This is a genomic window from Azospirillum sp. B510 (assembly GCF_000010725.1).
GTDB classification, from domain to species: Bacteria; Pseudomonadota; Alphaproteobacteria; order Azospirillales; family Azospirillaceae; genus Azospirillum; species Azospirillum lipoferum_B.
On the sequence record NC_013854.1, the window covers coordinates 1 to 17,531 of the forward strand.

Genomic DNA, 17,531 nt, shown 5'->3' on the forward strand with positions numbered 1-17,531 from the left:
CGGCTTCAGGGCGGGCTGGGAAGCCTGGGTCTGGCTGTCGGAGCTGGTGGCGGACAAGACGGTGCGTTCCCCTCGATTGCGATTCTCGGTTCCGCGATTCCGGTGCGGAATCCGGGACGGGTTTATCCCCTCTTCTTCACTATATTTTTTAATAGGAGAAAGGAAGAGGATGAGGTGGATGCCTGTGGATAACGGTGATCCCCGTCGAAGGCGAATCTATCCACAGATCCGGAGGCTCGCGCCGCCATGTGCGCGGATCTGTGGACGATTCGGAGCACTACCGCCGGAAACGGCGGAAATGCTATAGCTGGACGAACGGGAGTCCCGTGGATAACAGCGCGGACGGGGCCGGATCTTCCCAGCTTCCGAAGCGGTCGGCGGAGTTGTCCTCCCCTTGACCGTAACGGGGAGGAGGAGTCCCCCGGTCGGGACGAAACGCAGGCGGATCCGGTTGTCCACAGATCTGGGCCGGGTTCTCCACAGAATGTTGGGGACGGATGAAAGAGTTCCACCTACATCTCGTGTCCGATGCGACGGGCGAGACCATCAACAGCGTGGCGCGCGCCTGCGTCATCCAGTTCGACGACGTCCGGCCGATCGAGCATTTCTGGAATCTGGTGCGGACCGACCGCCAGCTCGACCTTGTACTGGAGGGGATCCGGGACAATCACGGGCTGGTGATGTTCACGCTGGTCGACGAGACGCTGCGCCGCCGGCTCCAGGATTTCTGCCGCGAGATGCAGGTGCCCTGCATCCCCGTGCTCGATCCGCTGATCAACGCGCTCGCCGCCTTCCTCGGCGTGGAATCGCAGCGCCAGCCCGGTCGCCAGCATGTGCTGGACGCCGAGTATTTCAGCCGCATCGACGCCGTCGATTTCGCCCTGTCCCATGACGACGGCCAGTCGAACTGGGACCTGCACGAGGCCGACGTGGTGCTGATCGGCGTGTCGCGCAGCTCCAAGACGCCGACCTGCATCTATCTGGCCAACCGCGGCATCAAGGCGGCCAACATCCCGCTGGTTCCCGGCAGCCCGCTGCCGGCCGAACTCGACCTGCTCACCCGGCCGCTGATCGTCGGGCTGACCAAGGACCCCGACCGTCTGGTCCAGATCCGCCGCAACCGGCTGAAGCTGCTGAACCAGGGCGAGGGCTCCAGCTATGCCGATCCCGAGCTGGTGCGCTCGGAGGTTCAGGAGGCGCGGCGTCTGTTCAGCCGGCGCGGCTGGCCGGTGATCGACGTCACCCGCCGCTCCATCGAGGAGACCGCGGCCGAGATCATGATGCTGCTCGCCCGTCGCCAGAGCGGCAATTTCAGTCCGGAAGGAAAGAAGACGTGAGCGCGCCGCTTCCGTTGCCCCAACTGGTTTTGGCCTCGGGCTCGCGCACACGGGCGGCGATGCTGGAGCAGGCCGGAGTCAGCGCCATCCTCGACAAGCCGCTGGTCGATGAGGATGAGGTGAAGGCCGCCGGCCGCGCCGAGGGTGTCCCCGCCGACATCGTCGCCGAGGCCCTGGCCGAGCTGAAGGCCCAGCGCATCACCCGCCGCCACCCCGGCGCCCTGGTGGTCGGCGCCGATCAGATGCTGGAGTGCGAGGGGCGCTGGTTCGACAAGCCGGCCGACCTCGCGGCGGCGCGGGCCCAGCTTCTCGACCTGCGCGGCCGGACCCACCGGCTGGTCAGCTGCGCCGTCGTGGTGCGCGATGGCGAGCGGATCTGGCATAAGGTCGACAGCGCCCGTCTCACCATGCGGAATTTCACCGAAGCCTTCCTCGACGAATATCTGACCCGTGTCGGTGATGATGTGCTGCACTCCGTCGGCGCTTATCAGCTGGAGGGGCTGGGAGCCCAGCTGTTCCAGCGCGTCGAGGGCGATTTCTTCACCATTCTCGGGCTGCCGCTGTTGCCGCTGCTCGGTTTTCTGCGCGTGCATGGGGTGGGTAGGGAATGACCGGGTTCAATTCGATCAGCGGCAAGGCGAGGATCGCCGGGGTGATGGGCTGGCCGATCGGCCATTCGCGCTCGCCCCGGCTGCATGGCTTCTGGTTGCGGCACTATAGCATCGACGGCGCCTATGTGCCGCTGGCGGTGGCGCCGGAGCGGGCCGAACAGGCGATCCGCGCCCTGCCCGCCCTGGGGTTCCGCGGCTGCAACGTCACCGTTCCGCTGAAGGAGATCGCCTTCCGCAGCGTCGACCGGCTCGACGAGACCGCGCGGCGCATGGGAGCGGTCAACACCATCGTCGTCGCCGAGGATGGCGCGCTTGAGGGCGGCAACACCGACGGTTTCGGCTTCATCGAGAATTTGCGCGCCGAACAGCCGGGCTGGACGGCGGAGCAAGGCCCGGCGGTGGTGATCGGTGCTGGCGGCGCCGCCCGCGCCGTGGTCGTCGCCCTGCTCGATGCCGGCGCGCCGGAGGTTCGTCTGGTCAACCGCACCCGCGCCCGCGCCGAGGAGCTGGCGGCGGATCTGGCCCCCGCTCTCGCCCCGGATCTGGCCGCCGTCGGGGTGACTGGCCGTGTGACGGTGGTCGATTGGGTTTCACGTGAAACCGCGCTCGACGGCGCGTCGCTGCTGGTCAACACCACGACCCAGGGCATGGCCGGTCAGCCGGCGCTGGACCTGTCCCTGCGCGCCTTGCCCGTCTCGGCTCTGGTCAACGACATCGTCTATGTGCCGCTGGAAACGCCGCTGCTGGCCGAAGCCGGGAGGCGCGGCAACCCGGTGGCCGGCGGCATCGGCATGCTGCTCCATCAGGCCCGTCCCGGCTTCAAGGCCTGGTTCGGTGTCGAGCCGCAGGTGACGCCGGAACTCACCCGCGTCGTCCTGGAAGGCTGAGGCGCCGGCATGGTCGTGCTGGGCCTGACCGGTTCCATCGGCATGGGCAAGAGCACCGCCGCCGGCATGTTGCGGGCGATGGGGGCTCCGGTCTGCGATTCCGACGCGGTGGTGCATCGGCTGCTGGGGCGTGGTGGCGGCGCGGTGCCGGCCATCGCCGCCGCCTTCCCCGGCGTGGTGGTCGACGGGGCGGTCAGCCGGCCGGCGCTGGGCGCCGCGGTCTTCCGTGATCCCGACGCGCTGAAGCGGCTGGAGGCGATCCTGCATCCGATGGTCCAGGCGGCGCAGCGCGGCTTCCTGGCCCGTGCCGCCCGGCGTGGCGCCCGGATCGCCGTGCTGGACATCCCGCTGCTGTTCGAGACCGGGGCCGAGCGGCGGGTCGACGCCACCATCGTCGTCTCCGCCCCCTTCGCGGTGCAGCGCGCCCGTGTGCTGGCCCGGCCCGGCATGACGGCGGAGAAGTTCGCCGGCATCCTCGCCCGCCAGATGCCGGATGCGGAAAAACGGCGGCGTGCCGACCATGTTGTGCCGACCGGGGCCGGTCGGCTGGTGACGCGGCGGGCGCTTCAGGGCATTGTGCGGGACGTGGTGCGGCGGCCGGCCAGGCAGTGGCCGCCGCGCGGCTATCAACCAGGGCGGATCCATCATGCGTGAAATCGTTCTCGACACCGAAACCACGGGCTTCAAGCCGGAGGAGGGTCACCGGCTGGTCGAGATCGGCTGCATCGAGCTGGTCAATCATCTCGCCACCGGGGAACGCTTCCACGTCTATCTCAATCCCGAGCGCGACATGCCGCCGGAGGCCTTCGCCGTCCATGGGTTGAGCGAGGAATTCCTGGCCGACAAGCCGCTGTTCAACGATGTCGCCGCCGACTTCGTCGCCTTCATCGGCGATTCCCCGCTGGTGATCCACAACGCCGCCTTCGACATGCATTTCCTGAATTGGGAACTGAAGATCGCCGGCTATCCGGTGATGCCGAAGGACCGCGCCATCGACACCCTGCTGATGGCCCGGCAGAAATTCCCCGGCTCGCCGGCCACCCTGGACGCGCTGTGCAAGCGTTTCGGCGTCGACAATTCCAACCGCACCCTGCACGGCGCTTTGCTCGACGCCCAGCTGCTCGCCGAGGTTTATCTGGAGTTGCTGGGCGGCCGGCAGACCGGCCTGTCCTTCGCCGGCGGCCCGGTGTCGAAAGGCGGGGTCGCCGGCCCGGTCCGCGTCGACCGCCCCTTCCGCGAAGCCCGCGTCTTCGCCGTCAGCGAGGAGGAGGCCGCCGCCCATGCGGAGATGCTGAAGAAGATCAAGAACCCGCTCTGGGCGGTGGAGTGAAGTGGGGCGGCGATCGCCCCACCCCCACCCCCAACCTTACGGCACCAGCACCGTCGACCCGGTCGTCGCCCGTGACTCCAGCGCCCGGTGCGCTTCGGCGGTGTCCTTCAGCGCGAAACGCTGGTTGACCGTGAAGGTCACCCCGCCATTCTTCACCGCGTCGAACAGATCGGCGGCCGAGGCCATCAGATCCTCCCGCTTGGCGGTGTAGGTCGCCAGCGTCGGCCGCGTCACATAGAGCGACCCCTTCGCCGCCAGAACCCCCAGATCCAGCGGCGCCGGCTGACCGGAGGCGGCGCCGAACAGCACCATCAGTCCGCGTGGCCGCAGGCAATCCAGCCCGCCGAGGAAGGTCGTCTTGCCGACGCCGTCATAGACCACCGGCACGCCCTGCCCGTCCGTCAGCTCCTTCACCCGGGTGACGAAATCCTCACGGCTGTAGTCGATGGTGTGATGGCAGCCATGGGCCTTGGCCAGCTCGGCCTTCTCCGCCGATCCGACGGTGCCGATCACCGTGGCGCCGAGATGCCGCGCCCAGGAACACAGCAGCAGCCCGACCCCGCCGGCGGCGGCCTGCACCAGGATGGTGTCGCCGGGCTGCACGACATAGGTGCCGCGCAGCAGATACTGCGCGGTCAATCCTTGCAGCAGCGTGGCGGCGGTCGCCTCTTCGTCGAGCCAGCTCGGCAGCGGCACCAGCCGGTCGGCGGCGATCAGCCGGCTCTCGGCATAGGCGCCGATCGCCATGGCGTAGCCGACGCGGTCGCCGATCTTCAGCGTGGTGACGTCCGGCCCCAGCGCCTCGACCACGCCGGATCCCGCCATGCCGATCACCGCCGGCAGGTTCGGCAGCTTGTAGGCGCCGGAGCGGTGATAGGTGTCGATGTAGTTCAGCCCGACGGCGGTCTGGCGGATGCGCACCTGGCCGGGGCCGGGCTCGTCCAGCTCGATCTCGTCCCAGCGCAGAACCTCCGGCCCGCCATGTTCGTGGATGCGGATCGCGTGAACCATGATGCTTTGGTTTCCTTTATCGTTGGAGAACGGGGGGCCTCACAGCAGCGCGAGCTGTTCCGTTCCGATCGCGTCGCCCTGCCCCACATTGGCATGACGGTGTTCCAGTGCCAGCAGCCACGCCTTGGTGTCCAGCCCGCCATGGCCGGAATAGCCGCCGGGCGCCCCGCCGCTGGCCAGCACCCGGTGACAGGGAATGATGATCGGGATCGGGTTGGCGCCACAGGCGCCGCCGACCGCGCGCGGCGCGCTGCCCAGCATCTTCGCCATCCCGCCATAGGTCGCGGTGCCGCCATAGGGGATCGCCAGCATGCCGTCCCACACGCTGCGCCGGAACGGCGTGCCCGCCGGCTCCAGCGGCAGAGCGAACCGCTGGAGCCGGCCGGCGAAATAGCTCTCCAGCTGGCGCGCCGTCTCCTCGAGCAATGCGTCCGGCTCGTCCCGCTCGAAGCGGCCCCAGCCGAGTTCGGTCAGGGCGGATCCGTCCCCGGTCAGCATCAGGGGGCCGAGCGGGCTGTCGATGGAAAGACGCGCCATGGTTTCCTCCCGGAAGATCGATGTTCGGTCAGCTTTTCGTCGCCAGAAGCGCCGCCAGATCCGCCGGGGCCGTCACCGGCGCCGAACAGGTCATGCCGCGGCAGACATAGGCGGTGGCCGTCCCGTCGCGCATCCCCTTCCCCTGGGCCGGGTGGCCGGCGGGCAGATCCGCTGGAAAATCCCCCTTGGGCGCCAGCACGGTCAGGATGCGGTTGGGCAGCGAGCGGTCCAGCACGGTGCGGCGCAGCGCCTCCGTCTCCGCCGTCCTCGGCGGGCCGACGATGACGATCTGCAACGGCGCCGTCATCAGCTCCACCGCGTTGAGGAAGGTCGGCAGCGGGAAGAAGTTGCGGGTCAGCTCGCCGGAGAAGGCGGTGGCGAGCGCCTCGGCCCGGTCGCGATAGGCATCCTCGCCGGTGCGCTGGAACAGAATGGTCAGCACCGCCAGCATGGTGCCGTTGCCGCTGGGGGTGGCGTTGTCATAGGCGGTCTTGGTGCGGACGATCAGCCCCTCGGCATCATCGGCGGTGAAGAAATAGCCGCCATTGGCGTCGTCCCAGAAATGGGCGTCCAGCGCCGCCGCCCAGACCTTCGCCTGATCGAGGGCCGCCGGATCCCCGGTCGCCTCATGCAGGGCGAGCGCCGCCCGCGCCATATGGGCATAGTCGTCCAGCATCCCGGCATGCTTGCCCTGCCCGTGCCGCCAGCTGTGGCAAAGCCGCCCGCCGCTGTCCATCCGGTCGCGGACGAAGGCGAAGGCGCGGCCGGCGGCGTCCAGCCACTCGGGTTCGTCCAGCGCCAGGGCGGCATGGGTCAGCGCGGCGATCATCAGGCCGTTCCAGTCGGCCAGCACCTTGTCGTCCCAGCCCGGCCGCACCCGCTTGGCCCGCGCCCGCGACAGGGCCTCCCGGCCCTTGGCGAGCATCGCCTCGGTGGATTCGTCGGCCGGGGTCAGGCCGCCCAGGCGGTTCAGGATGGTGACGCCTTCCCAATTGCCTTGGGGCAGCACCTCGTAAACGCGCTTAAACGTCGCCAACCCGTCGGCGCCGAGCGCGGGGCCGAGCAGCCGGTCGACCTCCTCCTCCCTCCAGATATAGAAGAGTCCCTCCTCGCCCTCGCTGTCGGCGTCCAGCGTCGCGGCGAAACCGCCGCCTTCGGCGATCATCTCGCGCAGCAGCCAGCCGACCGTCTCGCGGATGCGGGTCTCCAGCAGCGGGTCGCGCGTCTCCTGCCAGACCAGTGTCATCAGGTCGAGCAGCTCGGCATTGTCGTAGAGCATCTTCTCGAAATGCGGCACCAGCCAGCGTTCATCGACCGAATAGCGGGCGAAGCCGCCGCCGAGATGGTCGTAGATGCCGCCCTGCGCCATGTTGGCCAGCGTGTGGGTCACCGCGTCGCGGAACGGCTCGCGCCCCGTGCGCCGCCACGCCCGCCACAGCAGTTCGAACAGCGGCACCTGCGGGAATTTCGGTGCGCTGCCGATGCCGCCATGGATCGGATCGACCTCGCGCAGCAGCCGCTGCGCCACCTGATCCAGCATCCCGGCATCGATCGTTCCGGCGGCACCGGCCGAGCGGTTCTCCCCTATGCCGGCGAGCGCCGATCTCAGGGCCTCGACATTCTTGCCGACCTTGTCCGGCTCATCGGTATAGGTGCCGGCGATGCCGCGCAGCACGTCGGGGAAGCCGGCCCGGCCATAACGCTGCGCCGGCGGGAAATAGGTGCCACCCCAGAAGGGTTCGGCATCCGGGGTCAGGAACATGGTCAGCGGCCAGCCGCCCTGCTGGCCCAGCAGGGCCAGGGCCGATTGGTAGATGGTATCGAGGTCCGGCCGTTCCTCCCGGTCGACCTTGATGTTGATGAACAGCTCGTTCATCAGCCCGGCGATCTCCGGATTCTCGAAGCTCTCATGCGCCATGACGTGGCACCAGTGGCAGGCGGCATAGCCGACCGACAGCAGCACCGGCTTGTTCTCCGCGCGGGCGCGGGCGAAGGCCTCCGGTCCCCAGGGCATCCAATGCACCGGGTTGTCCTTGTGTTGCAGCAGATAGGGGCTCGTCTCCCGGCCCAGCAGGTTCGCGCCCAACGGAGTGGCGGGCATGGCGGTGTCCGATCTGTTGGTGTGTCGTGACTAGAGTAGGTGGCGCCGGGTGGCGTTGCGCCAGTGCATCCTATCTGTATAGTGGGGCATGAGCCGCCGTGGCGCTCAACCCCAAAATCAACAAGGGCCAATGCCGGGACCACCCCCCGGTCCTGGGCCGGCTCTGGAGGGGGGTCCATGAAGATCACCGTCGATATCGACTGCACGCCCGACGAGGCCCGGCATTTCCTGGGCCTGCCCGATGTGAAGCCGATGCAGGATGCCATGATGCGCGAGATCCAGGAACGGATGCGCGCCAACCTCCAGGCCATGGATCCGGAGACCATGCTGAAGACCTGGCTCCCCGCCGGCATCCAGGGCATGGAGCAGATGCAGAAGATGTTTTGGTCCCAGATGGCCTCGGCCCTGGGCCAGGAAGGAAGAAAGTGACCGATCCCAACCCCTATTTCGAAGCCCATGTCTTCTGCTGCACCAACCGCCGTCCCGACGGGCACAAGCGCGGATCCTGCGCCGCCCAGGGTTCGGAGAAGCTGCGCGACTATATGAAGGCCCGCGCCCGTGAACTCGGCTTCGACGGCAAGGTGCGGATCAATTCCGCCGGCTGCCTCGACCGTTGCGAGCTGGGACCGACGCTGGTGATCTATCCGGAGGGCGTCTGGTACAGCTATCACAGCACCGCCGACATCGACGACATCCTCCAGACCCATCTGGTCGAAGGCCGCCGCGTCGAACGGCTGATGCTGACGACGGAGCAGCGGGAACTGCGGCCCGACCAGCGCGGCTGATCCGACCGTCATGTCCACCACCACCATCTATGCCCTCGCCACCGCCCCCGGCCGATCCGGTGTGGCGGTGGTCCGCATTTCGGGACCCGAGGCCGGATCCGCCCTCGCCGCGCTGACCGGCCGTCCCCTGCCCTTACCGCGCCGCGCCGTTCTGGCGACGCTCCGCGATCCCCGCGACGGCGACGCGCTGGACGATGCGCTGGTCCTGCGCTTCACCGCTCCGGCCAGCTTCACCGGCGAGGATGTGGTGGAGCTGCATCTGCATGGCGGCCGCGCCGTCGTCACCGGCGTGGTCGAAGCGCTGGCCACCCTGCCCGGCCTGCGGCTGGCCGAGCCCGGCGAGTTCACCCGCCGCGCCTTCGAGAATGGCAAGCTCGACCTGACGGAGGCCGAGGCGGTCGCTGACCTGATCGATGCCGAGACCACCGCCCAGCGCCGGCAGGCTCTGCGGCAGATGGAGGGAGCGCTCGGCCGGCTCTATGACGGTTGGCGCGAGCGGCTGACCCGCGCGCTCGCCCATATCGAGGCCGACATCGACTTCGCCGAGGAGGATTTGCCCGGCGGTGTCGCCGAGGCCGTGCGGCCGGTGCTCGCCGGGCTGGCCGGGGAGATCGCCGCCCATCTCGATGATGGCGGCCGGGGCGAGCGGCTGCGCGAAGGGCTGCACATCGCCATCGTCGGCGCGCCGAATGCCGGCAAGTCGAGCCTGCTGAACGCGCTTGCCCGCCGCGACGCCGCCATCGTCTCGGCCCGCGCCGGCACCACCCGCGACATCATCGAGGTGCATTTGGACCTCGGCGGTTACCCGGTCGTGCTGGCCGACACCGCCGGCCTGCGCGAGGCCGCCGCCGACGAGGTCGAGGAGGAAGGCATCCGCCGCGCCCGCGACCGGGCGGCGCGCGCCGATGTGAAGATCGCGGTGTTCGACGCCACCACCCTGCCCGACCTCGACCCGGCGACACTCGACCTGATCGACGGTGACACGGTGGTGGTGTTCAACAAGACCGACCTGGCGGCAGCTGGCGACCTGCGGCCCGACCTGTCGCCGATCCTGCTCTCCGCCCATACCGGTGCCGGGCTGAAGCGGTTGGAGGAAACACTGAGGGCCTTCAGCGCCGATCGGCTCGCCATCGGCAGCGCTCCTTCGCTGACCCGTGCCCGCCATCGCGCGGCCTTGACCGAGTGTCGGGAGTCGCTGTCGCGGGCGCTCGACGCGCCGCTGCCGGAACTGGCGGCGGAGGATGTGCGGCTCGCCAGCCGGGCGCTTGGCCGCATCACCGGGCGGGTCGATGTGGAGGATTTGCTGGATGTGATCTTCCGGGATTTCTGTATCGGCAAATGAAGGCGGCAACTGACGCCCGCAAGCGGGAGGTGTGTTTCACGTGAAACAGCGCTGCCCTGCGGCGCTTGTCCCCACCCCGCCTCCGGATCCCCCCTCTTGGATCCCCGGCGCCATTCGGCTATGGTCCCGCACATGCGAAACTTCGACGTCATCGTTGTCGGCGGCGGTCACGCCGGCTGTGAGGCTGCCGCCGCCGCGGCGCGCATGGGCGCGCGCACCCTGCTGCTGACCCACAAGATCGAAACCATCGGTGAGATGTCCTGCAACCCCGCCATCGGCGGCTTGGCCAAGGGCCATCTGGTGCGGGAGATCGATGCGCTGGACGGGGTGATGGCGAAGGCCATCGACCGTGGCGGCATCCAGTTCCGCATCCTGAACCGCAGCAAGGGCCCGGCCGTCCGCGGCCCGCGCGCCCAGGCAGACCGTAAGCTCTATCGTCAGGCGATGCAGGCGCTGCTGGCCGAACAGGACAACCTGTTTATCGAAGCCGGCGGCGCCGAGGACCTGATCGTCGATGAGGATCAGCGCATCACCGGTGTGGTCACCGGGGCCGGCGAGTCGATCCGCGCCGGCGCGGTGGTGTTGACCACCGGCACCTTCCTGCGCGGCCTGATCCACATCGGTGAGGAGCGCACCCCCGCCGGCCGCGTCGGCGAGGCGCCGTCGATCGGCCTGTCCGACACGCTGACCCGTCTCGGCTTCCCGCTCGGCCGGTTGAAGACCGGCACGCCGCCGCGCCTCGACGGCCGCACCATCGATTGGGACGCGCTGGAGAAGCAGCCGGGCGACCTGCCGCCGCCGCCCTTCTCCTATATGACCGAGCGGATCGACACGCCGCAGATCGATTGCGCGATCACCTGGACGACGCGAGAGGCCCACGCGCTGATCCGCGCCAACCTGCATCGCGCGCCGATGTATTCCGGCCAGATCACCGGCACCGGTCCGCGCTATTGCCCGTCGATCGAGGATAAGGTCGTCCGCTTCGCCGACAAGGAGAAGCACCAAATCTTCCTCGAACCGGAAGGGCTGGACGATCCCACCGTCTACCCGAACGGCATCTCGACCTCCCTGCCCCGCGATGTGCAGCTTGGCATCCTCGCCAGCATGCCGGGCTTGGAAAAGGTGGTGATGATCCGTCCCGGCTATGCCATCGAGTATGACTATGTCGACCCGCGCGAACTGAAGCCGACGCTGGAGACCCGCCGGGCGCCGGGCCTGTTCCTCGCCGGCCAGATCAACGGTACCACCGGCTATGAGGAGGCGGCGGCCCAGGGGCTGATGGCCGGCATCAACGCGGCGCTGGCGGCGAGCGGCCATCGGGACGGCTTCGTGCTCGACCGCGCCGATGCCTATATCGGCGTGCTGATCGACGACCTGATCGGTCGGGGCACCAACGAGCCCTACCGCATGTTCACCTCGCGCGCCGAATACCGTCTGCTGCTGCGCGCCGACAATGCCGACCAGCGCCTGACCGACAAGGGCGTCGTCATCGGCTGCGTCGGCTCCGAGCGCCGCGATGCTTTCGCCGCCAAGAGTGCGGCTCTGTCCGCCGGCCGCGCCCTGGTCGCCGCGTTGCAGGCGACTCCGGTCGAACTGGCGCGCCAAGGTGTGGCGGTCAATCAGGACGGCGTGCGCCGCAGCGCCGCCGACCTGCTGCGTTACCCCGACATCGATCTCGCCGCTCTCGCCCGCCTGTGGCCGGAGCTGGGCGGAATCGCGCCGGACATCGCCGAACAGCTCGAGATCGACGGCAAATATGCCGGCTATCTCGGCCGGCAGGAGGCCGACATCCGCGCCTTCCGCAAGGATGAATCGCTCGCCCTGCCCGACGACCTGGATGTCGACGGCATCGGCAGCCTGTCCGCGGAAATCCGCCAGAAGCTGCGCCAGTCGCGTCCGGCGACGCTGGGGGCGGCGGCCCGCATTCCCGGCATGACCCCGGCCGCTCTGGTCGCCCTGCTGCGCCACGTGAAACGCCGCGATCCGGCGGCGTCCGGGGCGTCCTCCGGGGTGGCGGCGGAATGAGCGGCTTCGACGCGGTCGCGTTCCAAGAGGCCAGCGGTGTTTCACGTGAAACACTCGACCGCCTGATCGCCTATGAAGGGCTGCTGCGCAAATGGCAGCCGAAGATCAATCTGGTCGGCCCCTCCACCCTGCCCGACGCCTGGAAGCGCCATTTCCTCGATTCCGCCCAGCTCCTTCCGCTGCTGCCGGAGGATACGCGGGTGCTGGTCGATCTCGGCAGCGGCGCCGGTTTCCCCGGTCTGGTGCTCGCCATCCTCGGCGTGCCGCAGGTGCATCTGATCGAGAGCGATGTGCGCAAATGCGCCTTCCTGCGCGAGGTCGCCCGCGTCTGCAAGGCGCCAGTCACCGTCCATACCAGGCGGATCGAGACCGTCACCGGCATCGAGGCCGATGTCGTCACCGCCCGCGCCCTGGCGCCGCTGGCCGACCTGTTCGGCTGGGCCCATCCCTTCATCGGATCGCGCGGCCAGTGCCTGTTCCTGAAGGGGGCTGCGCTGGACGATGAATTGACCGCCACCACACAATATTGGACACTGGATCCTGAGCGATTTGACAGCCTCAGCGATCCGAGCGGAACCATCCTGCGTGTGAGCAACCTTGAGCGTGTGTGAAGACCGTGCCTGACACCGTTGTTCCCCCGCCCTCCTCCCGCCAACCGGATTCCCGAGAGGCCGCCATGTCCGCCGTCACCCGTCCCCTTGCCCGTGTGGTTGCGATCGCCAACCAGAAGGGCGGCGTGGGCAAGACCACGACGACGATCAACCTCGCCACAGCGCTCGCCGTGATCGGCAAGCGCGTGCTGGTGATCGACCTCGACCCGCAGGGCAACGCGTCCACCGGTCTCGGCATCCCCCGCTCCGACCGCCGCGTCGGCATCTATGACGTGCTGTTCGACGATGTGTCGCTGGAGGATGCCGCCACCGCCTCCTCGGTGCCGAACCTGTCGATCATCACCTCGTCGGTCGATCTGTCGGGCGCCGAGATCGAGCTGGTCGGCGCCGAGCGCCGCGAGTTCCGCCTGCGCGAAGCGGTGGCGAACAGCGCGCTCGAATATGACTATGTGCTGATCGACTGCCCGCCGGCGCTTGGCCTGCTGACGCTGAACGCGCTGGTCGCCTCGCACGCCGTCATGGTCCCGCTTCAGTGTGAATTCTATGCGCTGGAGGGCCTCAGCCATCTGGTCCGCACCATCGAGCGGGTGAAGCGCGCCTTCAACCCGAACCTCGACATCCATGGCGTCGTCCTGACCATGTTCGACAAGCGCAACAACCTGTCGGACATGGTGGCGGCGGACGTCCGCGGCTTCTTCGGGGAGAAGGTTTACGACACCGTGATCCCGCGCAACGTCAAGGTTTCGGAGGCGCCGTCGCACGGCAAGCCGGTGCTGATCTATGACATGCGCTGCCCCGGATCCCAGGCCTACATCCATCTGGCGGGCGAGGTGCTGCGCCGTGAGAAGAGACTGACCGCATGATCGACGACACCAAGCAAGGCGGCGCCCGCCGCGCCAGCCTGGGCCGCGGCCTTTCCGCCCTGTTCGGCGAGGCGACCGAGGATTATTCGGCGCTCGACAAGGTGCGGCAGTCGAAACAGGTTCCGATCGAATTCGTCCATCCCGGCAAATACCAGCCGCGGCGGACCTTCGATGAGGAGGCGTTGCAGGGCCTCGTCGAGTCGATCCGCGACAAGGGCATCCTCCAGCCCCTGCTGGTCCGTCGCGACGCCGAGGATGCCAATTCCTACGAGCTGATCGCCGGCGAACGCCGCTGGCGCGCGGCGCAGATCGCCGGCCTGCACGAGGTCCCGGTCATCATCCGCGACCTCAGCGACCGCGAGGCGCTGGAAATCGCGCTGATCGAGAACATCCAGCGCCAGGATCTGACCCCGCTGGAAGAGGCGGAGGGCTATCGCCGCCTGATGGAGGAGTTCGAACATACGCAGGAGGATCTGGCCCGCGCCGTCGGCAAGAGCCGCAGCCATGTCGCCAACATGATGCGTTTGCTGGCCCTGCCGGAGCCGGTCAAGACCATGGTCCAGGACGGCGCGCTGACCGCCGGCCATGCCCGCGCCCTGCTGACCGCCCCGGATCCGGTGGAGATGGCCCGCGAGGTGGTGATCCGCGGCCTGAATGTCCGCCAGACCGAAGACCTGATGCGCGGCGACCAGCCCAAGGCGAAGAAGGGCAAGGGCGCCAATGGCGCCGCCGGATCCGCCCCGGCGATGAAGGATGTCGACCTGATCAATCTGGAGGAGGAGATCTCCGCCCGCATCGGGCTGAAGGTCGCGATCAATCCGCAGGGACAGCGCGGGACGATCACCATCCATTACCAGACGCTCGACCAGCTCGACGACGTGCTGCACCGGCTGGGCGGCGAGGAGTAAGGGGAGCTTCGGTTGCCGCTCCCCCTACCCTCCGGCCTTTTCGAAGTCGATGTAGCGGTAGAACAGCCCATTCTCCTCCAGGGGCGCGCTCGACCAGACTTCCGCCCAGTCCGGTCCGACGGGCGGCATGAACGTGTCGCCCTCCACCGCGCTCTCGACGCGCGTCAGATGCAGGCGATCGGCGATCGGCAGCGTCTCGCGGAACAGGGCGGCGCCGCCGATGACGCAGAGTTCGGCCGCTCCCGACCCCTGCGCCCAGGCGACAGCGGCTCCGAGACCGGTGAACCAGCGGGCGCCGTCATGCTCGCCCAGCATGCCCCCGCGGCTGATGACCAGATTGTCGCGGCCGGGCAGTGGTCGTCGCGGCAGCGATTCCCAGGTCTTGCGACCCATCAGGATCGGCTTGCCCAGCGTCAGCTGCTTGAAGCGGCGCAGGTCGCCGGGAAGATGCCAGGGTAGCTGGCCGTCGCGGCCGATCACGTCGTTCGCCGCGGCGGCGACGATCAGACTGATGAGCATTCCCCGCCCTCTCTGCTGAAAAGATGAATCCTACGCCAGAATCGCGCCGAGCACCGCGTTCAGACGCTGTAGCCCCTCCGATGTCGCGACCAGACGCTTGGCATCGCGGCTGAGGAAGCCGCCGTCGATCAGGCGGGACAGGGCCGCCGGATCGACGAACTCGTCGAGCGTCCGGCCGGTTTCCTCGACCAGGCGGGAAAGCCGTACCCCCTCGGTCAGGCGCAACCCCATCATCAACAGCTCGGTGCCACGGGCGTCGCGGTCGATGGGATCGGGGGGGGCGGCGGCATGGCCGTCACGCTCCACCCGCTCCAGCCAGATTTCCGGGGCGCGGTGGGCACGGGTGGCGAATTTCTCGCCGTCCAAGGTCAGCCGGCCATGGGCGCCGGGGCCGATGCCGACATAATCGCCATAGCGCCAATAGGTCAGGTTGTGGCGGCTTTCCTCGCCCAGGCGGGCATGGTTGGAAATCTCGTAGGCGGGCAGCCCCGCCGCCGCCAGCTGGCTTTGCGTCGCCTCATAGAGATCGCCGGCCAGATCCTCGTCGGGCAACACCAGGTCGCCACGGGCATGCAGGGGGTGGAAGGCCGTCCCCTCCTCGATGGTCAACTGGTAGACCGACAGATGGCCGACGGCATGGTCCAGCGCCCGCGCCAGTTCGGCCTGCCACGCCGCCACCGTCTGGCCGGGCCGGGCATAGATCAGGTCGAAGGAGAAGCGGTCGAAGATCCGCGCCGCCAGCGTGATGGCGCCGGTCGCCTCCGCCGCGCTGTGCTGGCGTCCGAGAAACTTCAGGCTGGTATCGTCGAGCGCCTGGATGCCCAGCGAAACGCGGTTGATGCCGGCGCCGCGGAAGGCGCGGAACTTGTCCGCTTCGACGGAGGTCGGGTTGGCCTCCAGCGTCACCTCCAGCCGCTCGGCGACCGGCCAGCGTTGGGCGACGCGATCGATGATCGCGCCGACCGTCGCCGGCTCCATCAGCGACGGGGTGCCGCCGCCGAAGAAGATCGAAGTGACGGTGCGGCCGGCGGTCAGGTCGGCGTAATGGTCCAGCTCGCGCAGCAGCCCGGCCCGCCAGCGGTCATGGTCGACCCGCTCGCGGACATGGCTGTTGAAATCGCAATAGGGGCATTTCGACTTGCAGAAGGGCCAATGGACATAGACGGCGAAACCAGGCCCGTCCTGACCGGGAACCGATCCGCTCACCGGAAACACCGCTCCACCAGCTGGCGGAAGGCGTCGGCGCGGTGGCTCATCTCATGCTTCCTGGCCGGCTCCATCTCGCCGAAGGTCAGGCCATGGCCGTCCGGCAGGAACATCGGGTCGTAGCCGAAGCCCTGGGGACCGCGCGGCGGCCACACCAGCGTGCCGTGACAGCGGCCCTCCACCGTCTCGACATGACCGTCCGGCCAGGCGAGCGACAGGGCGCAGACGAAATAGGCGCCGCGGTCCGTCCTCCCCGCCTTCACCTGTTCGGCCAGCCCATCCTCGACCTTCCGCATCGCCAGGGCGAAGTCCTTGGTCGGACCGGCCCAGCGGGCGGAATAGATGCCGGGATCGCCGTTCAACGCCGGCACCACCAGCCCGCTGTCGTCGGCGAGCGCCACATGACCGGCGGCGGCGGCGGCCCTGGCCTTCAGCTCCGCATTGGCGATGAAGCTGCTGCCGGTCTCCTCCGGCTCGGGCAGGCCCAGCTCCCCGGCCGAGGTGAAGGTGGCGACATAGGGGCCGAGAAGCTCGGCGATCTCGCGCACCTTGCCCTGGTTGTGGCTGGCGATGACGAGGGTGTCGCCGGTGAAGCGGCGGGGAGCGGACATGATGATGAACCTTTGGGCGGTGAATTGCCGGCTGGATTGGCCTTACTTGATGCCGAGGGCCTGCTTCTGCAACGCCGCCAGCTCGGTCACGCCCTTGCGGGCGAGCGCCAGCAGCTCCATGAACTGCGGCTCGGAGAAGGGCGATTCCTCGGCGGTGCCCTGGATTTCGACGATGCCGGCCTTGCCGGTCAGGACGAAGTTGGCGTCGGCCTGCGCCTTGGAATCCTCGTCATAGTCGAGGTCGAGCACGGCGTTGCCCTGATAGATGCCGCAGGACACGGCGGCCACTTGATCGGTCAGCGGCATGGTTTTCAGGGCGCCGATCTGGATCAGGTGCTGGAAGGCCAGATGCAGGGCGACATAGCTGCCGGTGATGGCGGCGGTGCGGGTGCCGCCGTCGGCCTGGATGACGTCGCAGTCGATCTTGATCTGCTTCTCGCCCATCGCCGAACGGTCGGTGACGGCGCGCAGCGCCCGGCCGATCAGCCGCTGGATCTCCTGGGTGCGGCCGGACTGCTTGCCCTTCGCCGCCTCGCGGTCGGTGCGGCTGTGGGTGGAGCGCGGCAGCATGCCATATTCGGCGGTGACCCAGCCGAGCCCGGTGTTCTTCAGGAAACGCGGCACCGTCTCGTCGACGCTGGCGGTGCACAGCACATGCGTGTTGCCGAAACGCACCATGCAGGATCCCTCGGCATAGCGGCTGAAGCCGGGTTCCAGGGAGACGGTGCGCAGTTGGTCGAGGGCGCGGCCGGAGGGGCGCATGGGCATCATTCCGAAGATCGGTTGCAGGTCGGCGGCAAGCTAACGGCTCCGCCCGCCGCCGTCCATAGCGGTGTCCGGCGCGGTG

Annotated in this window: 19 protein-coding genes; 12 read left to right on the forward strand and 7 right to left on the reverse strand. The window is 68.5% G+C overall.

What is annotated here, in order from left to right; genetic code table 11:
* The first annotated feature begins 497 nt into the window (after positions 1-497).
* The 5 genes from AZL_RS00010 to dnaQ are packed head-to-tail and all read left to right on the forward strand — an operon-like array spanning position 498 to position 4,165.
* Complete coding sequence (locus AZL_RS00010) at positions 498-1,337, forward strand: pyruvate, water dikinase regulatory protein (RefSeq protein ID WP_012972629.1); 840 nt, start codon at positions 498-500, stop codon at positions 1,335-1,337.
* Positions 1,334-1,948: a Maf family protein gene (locus AZL_RS00015; protein WP_012972630.1), complete on the forward strand. Its 615-nt coding sequence runs from the start codon at positions 1,334-1,336 to the stop codon at positions 1,946-1,948. The genes AZL_RS00010 and AZL_RS00015 overlap by 4 nt, the downstream gene beginning before the upstream one ends.
* A complete protein-coding gene (locus AZL_RS00020; protein ID WP_012972631.1) occupies positions 1,945-2,835 on the forward strand; it encodes a shikimate dehydrogenase in 891 nt (296 codons plus the stop codon). The genes AZL_RS00015 and AZL_RS00020 overlap by 4 nt, the downstream gene beginning before the upstream one ends.
* 9 nt (positions 2,836-2,844) lie before the next feature.
* Complete coding sequence (gene coaE / locus AZL_RS00025) at positions 2,845-3,489, forward strand: dephospho-CoA kinase (protein ID WP_012972632.1); 645 nt, start codon at positions 2,845-2,847, stop codon at positions 3,487-3,489.
* Positions 3,482-4,165 carry a DNA polymerase III subunit epsilon gene (gene dnaQ, locus AZL_RS00030; RefSeq protein ID WP_012972633.1) on the forward strand — a complete coding sequence of 228 codons (684 nt, stop codon included), beginning with the start codon at positions 3,482-3,484 and terminating at the stop codon, positions 4,163-4,165. The genes coaE and dnaQ overlap by 8 nt, the downstream gene beginning before the upstream one ends.
* Before the next feature lie 36 nt (positions 4,166-4,201).
* On the opposite strand, the gene AZL_RS00035 is transcribed toward dnaQ, so the two are convergent.
* The 3 genes from AZL_RS00035 to AZL_RS00045 are packed head-to-tail and all read right to left on the reverse strand — an operon-like array spanning position 4,202 to position 7,814.
* Positions 4,202-5,176, reverse strand: a complete 975-nt coding sequence (locus AZL_RS00035) for a quinone oxidoreductase family protein (RefSeq protein WP_012972634.1) — start codon at positions 5,174-5,176, stop codon at positions 4,202-4,204.
* A 39-nt stretch (positions 5,177-5,215) separates the two neighbouring features.
* Positions 5,216-5,713: a methylated-DNA--[protein]-cysteine S-methyltransferase gene (locus AZL_RS00040; protein WP_012972635.1), complete on the reverse strand. Its 498-nt coding sequence runs from the start codon at positions 5,711-5,713 to the stop codon at positions 5,216-5,218.
* Between the two features lie 28 nt (positions 5,714-5,741).
* Positions 5,742-7,814 (reverse strand): thioredoxin domain-containing protein, encoded by a 2,073-nt coding sequence (locus AZL_RS00045; protein ID WP_042442192.1) that lies wholly within the window; start codon positions 7,812-7,814, stop codon positions 5,742-5,744.
* A 177-nt stretch (positions 7,815-7,991) separates the two neighbouring features.
* Between AZL_RS00045 and AZL_RS00050 the strand changes: the two genes are divergently transcribed.
* The 7 genes from AZL_RS00050 (at position 7,992) to AZL_RS00080 (ending at position 14,348) form a co-directional block, all read left to right on the forward strand.
* Positions 7,992-8,243, forward strand: a complete 252-nt coding sequence (locus AZL_RS00050) for a DUF6489 family protein (RefSeq protein ID WP_012972637.1) — start codon at positions 7,992-7,994, stop codon at positions 8,241-8,243.
* The gene (locus tag AZL_RS00055) at positions 8,240-8,599 is read left to right on the forward strand and encodes a (2Fe-2S) ferredoxin domain-containing protein (RefSeq protein WP_012972638.1); all 360 of its coding nucleotides are present in this window, start codon (positions 8,240-8,242) and stop codon (positions 8,597-8,599) included. Before AZL_RS00050 ends, AZL_RS00055 begins: the two co-directional genes overlap by 4 nt.
* Positions 8,600-8,609: 10 nt before the next feature.
* Positions 8,610-9,941, forward strand: a complete 1,332-nt coding sequence (gene mnmE, locus AZL_RS00060; protein WP_012972639.1) for a tRNA uridine-5-carboxymethylaminomethyl(34) synthesis GTPase MnmE — start codon at positions 8,610-8,612, stop codon at positions 9,939-9,941.
* 132 nt (positions 9,942-10,073) lie between these two features.
* Positions 10,074-11,966, forward strand: a complete 1,893-nt coding sequence (gene mnmG, locus AZL_RS00065; protein ID WP_042443305.1) for a tRNA uridine-5-carboxymethylaminomethyl(34) synthesis enzyme MnmG — start codon at positions 10,074-10,076, stop codon at positions 11,964-11,966.
* Positions 11,963-12,577 carry a 16S rRNA (guanine(527)-N(7))-methyltransferase RsmG gene (gene rsmG / locus AZL_RS00070; protein WP_012972641.1) on the forward strand — a complete coding sequence of 205 codons (615 nt, stop codon included), beginning with the start codon at positions 11,963-11,965 and terminating at the stop codon, positions 12,575-12,577. The genes mnmG and rsmG overlap by 4 nt, the downstream gene beginning before the upstream one ends.
* A gap of 65 nt (positions 12,578-12,642) precedes the next feature.
* Positions 12,643-13,440, forward strand: coding sequence for a ParA family protein (locus AZL_RS00075; RefSeq protein ID WP_012972642.1), 798 nt, complete (start codon positions 12,643-12,645; stop codon positions 13,438-13,440).
* Complete coding sequence (locus AZL_RS00080; RefSeq protein ID WP_012972643.1) at positions 13,437-14,348, forward strand: ParB/RepB/Spo0J family partition protein; 912 nt, start codon at positions 13,437-13,439, stop codon at positions 14,346-14,348. Before AZL_RS00075 ends, AZL_RS00080 begins: the two co-directional genes overlap by 4 nt.
* Positions 14,349-14,372: 24 nt before the next feature.
* Here the strand turns inward: AZL_RS00080 and AZL_RS00085 are convergent, their stop codons facing one another.
* From AZL_RS00085 to rph, 4 genes are read right to left on the reverse strand one after another with little or no spacing between them, the layout of a single operon-like run.
* A complete protein-coding gene (locus tag AZL_RS00085; protein ID WP_012972644.1) occupies positions 14,373-14,867 on the reverse strand; it encodes a dihydrofolate reductase in 495 nt (164 codons plus the stop codon).
* A gap of 30 nt (positions 14,868-14,897) precedes the next feature.
* A complete protein-coding gene (gene hemW / locus AZL_RS00090) occupies positions 14,898-16,082 on the reverse strand; it encodes a radical SAM family heme chaperone HemW (RefSeq protein WP_012972645.1) in 1,185 nt (394 codons plus the stop codon).
* On the reverse strand, positions 16,070-16,684 hold the full coding sequence (gene rdgB / locus AZL_RS00095; protein WP_012972646.1) for an RdgB/HAM1 family non-canonical purine NTP pyrophosphatase: 615 nt from the start codon (positions 16,682-16,684) through the stop codon (positions 16,070-16,072). The genes hemW and rdgB overlap by 13 nt, the downstream gene beginning before the upstream one ends.
* 42 nt (positions 16,685-16,726) lie before the next feature.
* Positions 16,727-17,446, reverse strand: a complete 720-nt coding sequence (gene rph / locus AZL_RS00100) for a ribonuclease PH (protein WP_012972647.1) — start codon at positions 17,444-17,446, stop codon at positions 16,727-16,729.
* Positions 17,447-17,531: the final 85 nt, after the last annotated feature.

Coding starts and splice junctions, on each gene's coding strand:
- AZL_RS00010 (WP_012972629.1), top strand. CDS start 498: ATGAAAGAGTTCCACCTACATCTCGTGTCCGATGCGACGGGCGAGACC.
- AZL_RS00020 (WP_012972631.1), top strand. CDS start 1,945: ATGACCGGGTTCAATTCGATCAGCGGCAAGGCGAGGATCGCCGGGGTG.
- coaE (WP_012972632.1), top strand. CDS start 2,845: ATGGTCGTGCTGGGCCTGACCGGTTCCATCGGCATGGGCAAGAGCACC.
- dnaQ (WP_012972633.1), top strand. CDS start 3,482: ATGCGTGAAATCGTTCTCGACACCGAAACCACGGGCTTCAAGCCGGAG.
- AZL_RS00035 (WP_012972634.1), bottom strand. CDS start 5,176: ATGGTTCACGCGATCCGCATCCACGAACATGGCGGGCCGGAGGTTCTG.
- AZL_RS00040 (WP_012972635.1), bottom strand. CDS start 5,713: ATGGCGCGTCTTTCCATCGACAGCCCGCTCGGCCCCCTGATGCTGACC.
- AZL_RS00045 (WP_042442192.1), bottom strand. CDS start 7,814: ATGCCCGCCACTCCGTTGGGCGCGAACCTGCTGGGCCGGGAGACGAGC.
- AZL_RS00050 (WP_012972637.1), top strand. CDS start 7,992: ATGAAGATCACCGTCGATATCGACTGCACGCCCGACGAGGCCCGGCAT.
- mnmE (WP_012972639.1), top strand. CDS start 8,610: ATGTCCACCACCACCATCTATGCCCTCGCCACCGCCCCCGGCCGATCC.
- mnmG (WP_042443305.1), top strand. CDS start 10,074: ATGCGAAACTTCGACGTCATCGTTGTCGGCGGCGGTCACGCCGGCTGT.
- rsmG (WP_012972641.1), top strand. CDS start 11,963: ATGAGCGGCTTCGACGCGGTCGCGTTCCAAGAGGCCAGCGGTGTTTCA.
- AZL_RS00075 (WP_012972642.1), top strand. CDS start 12,643: ATGTCCGCCGTCACCCGTCCCCTTGCCCGTGTGGTTGCGATCGCCAAC.
- AZL_RS00080 (WP_012972643.1), top strand. CDS start 13,437: ATGATCGACGACACCAAGCAAGGCGGCGCCCGCCGCGCCAGCCTGGGC.
- AZL_RS00085 (WP_012972644.1), bottom strand. CDS start 14,867: ATGCTCATCAGTCTGATCGTCGCCGCCGCGGCGAACGACGTGATCGGC.
- rdgB (WP_012972646.1), bottom strand. CDS start 16,684: ATGTCCGCTCCCCGCCGCTTCACCGGCGACACCCTCGTCATCGCCAGC.
- rph (WP_012972647.1), bottom strand. CDS start 17,446: ATGCGCCCCTCCGGCCGCGCCCTCGACCAACTGCGCACCGTCTCCCTG.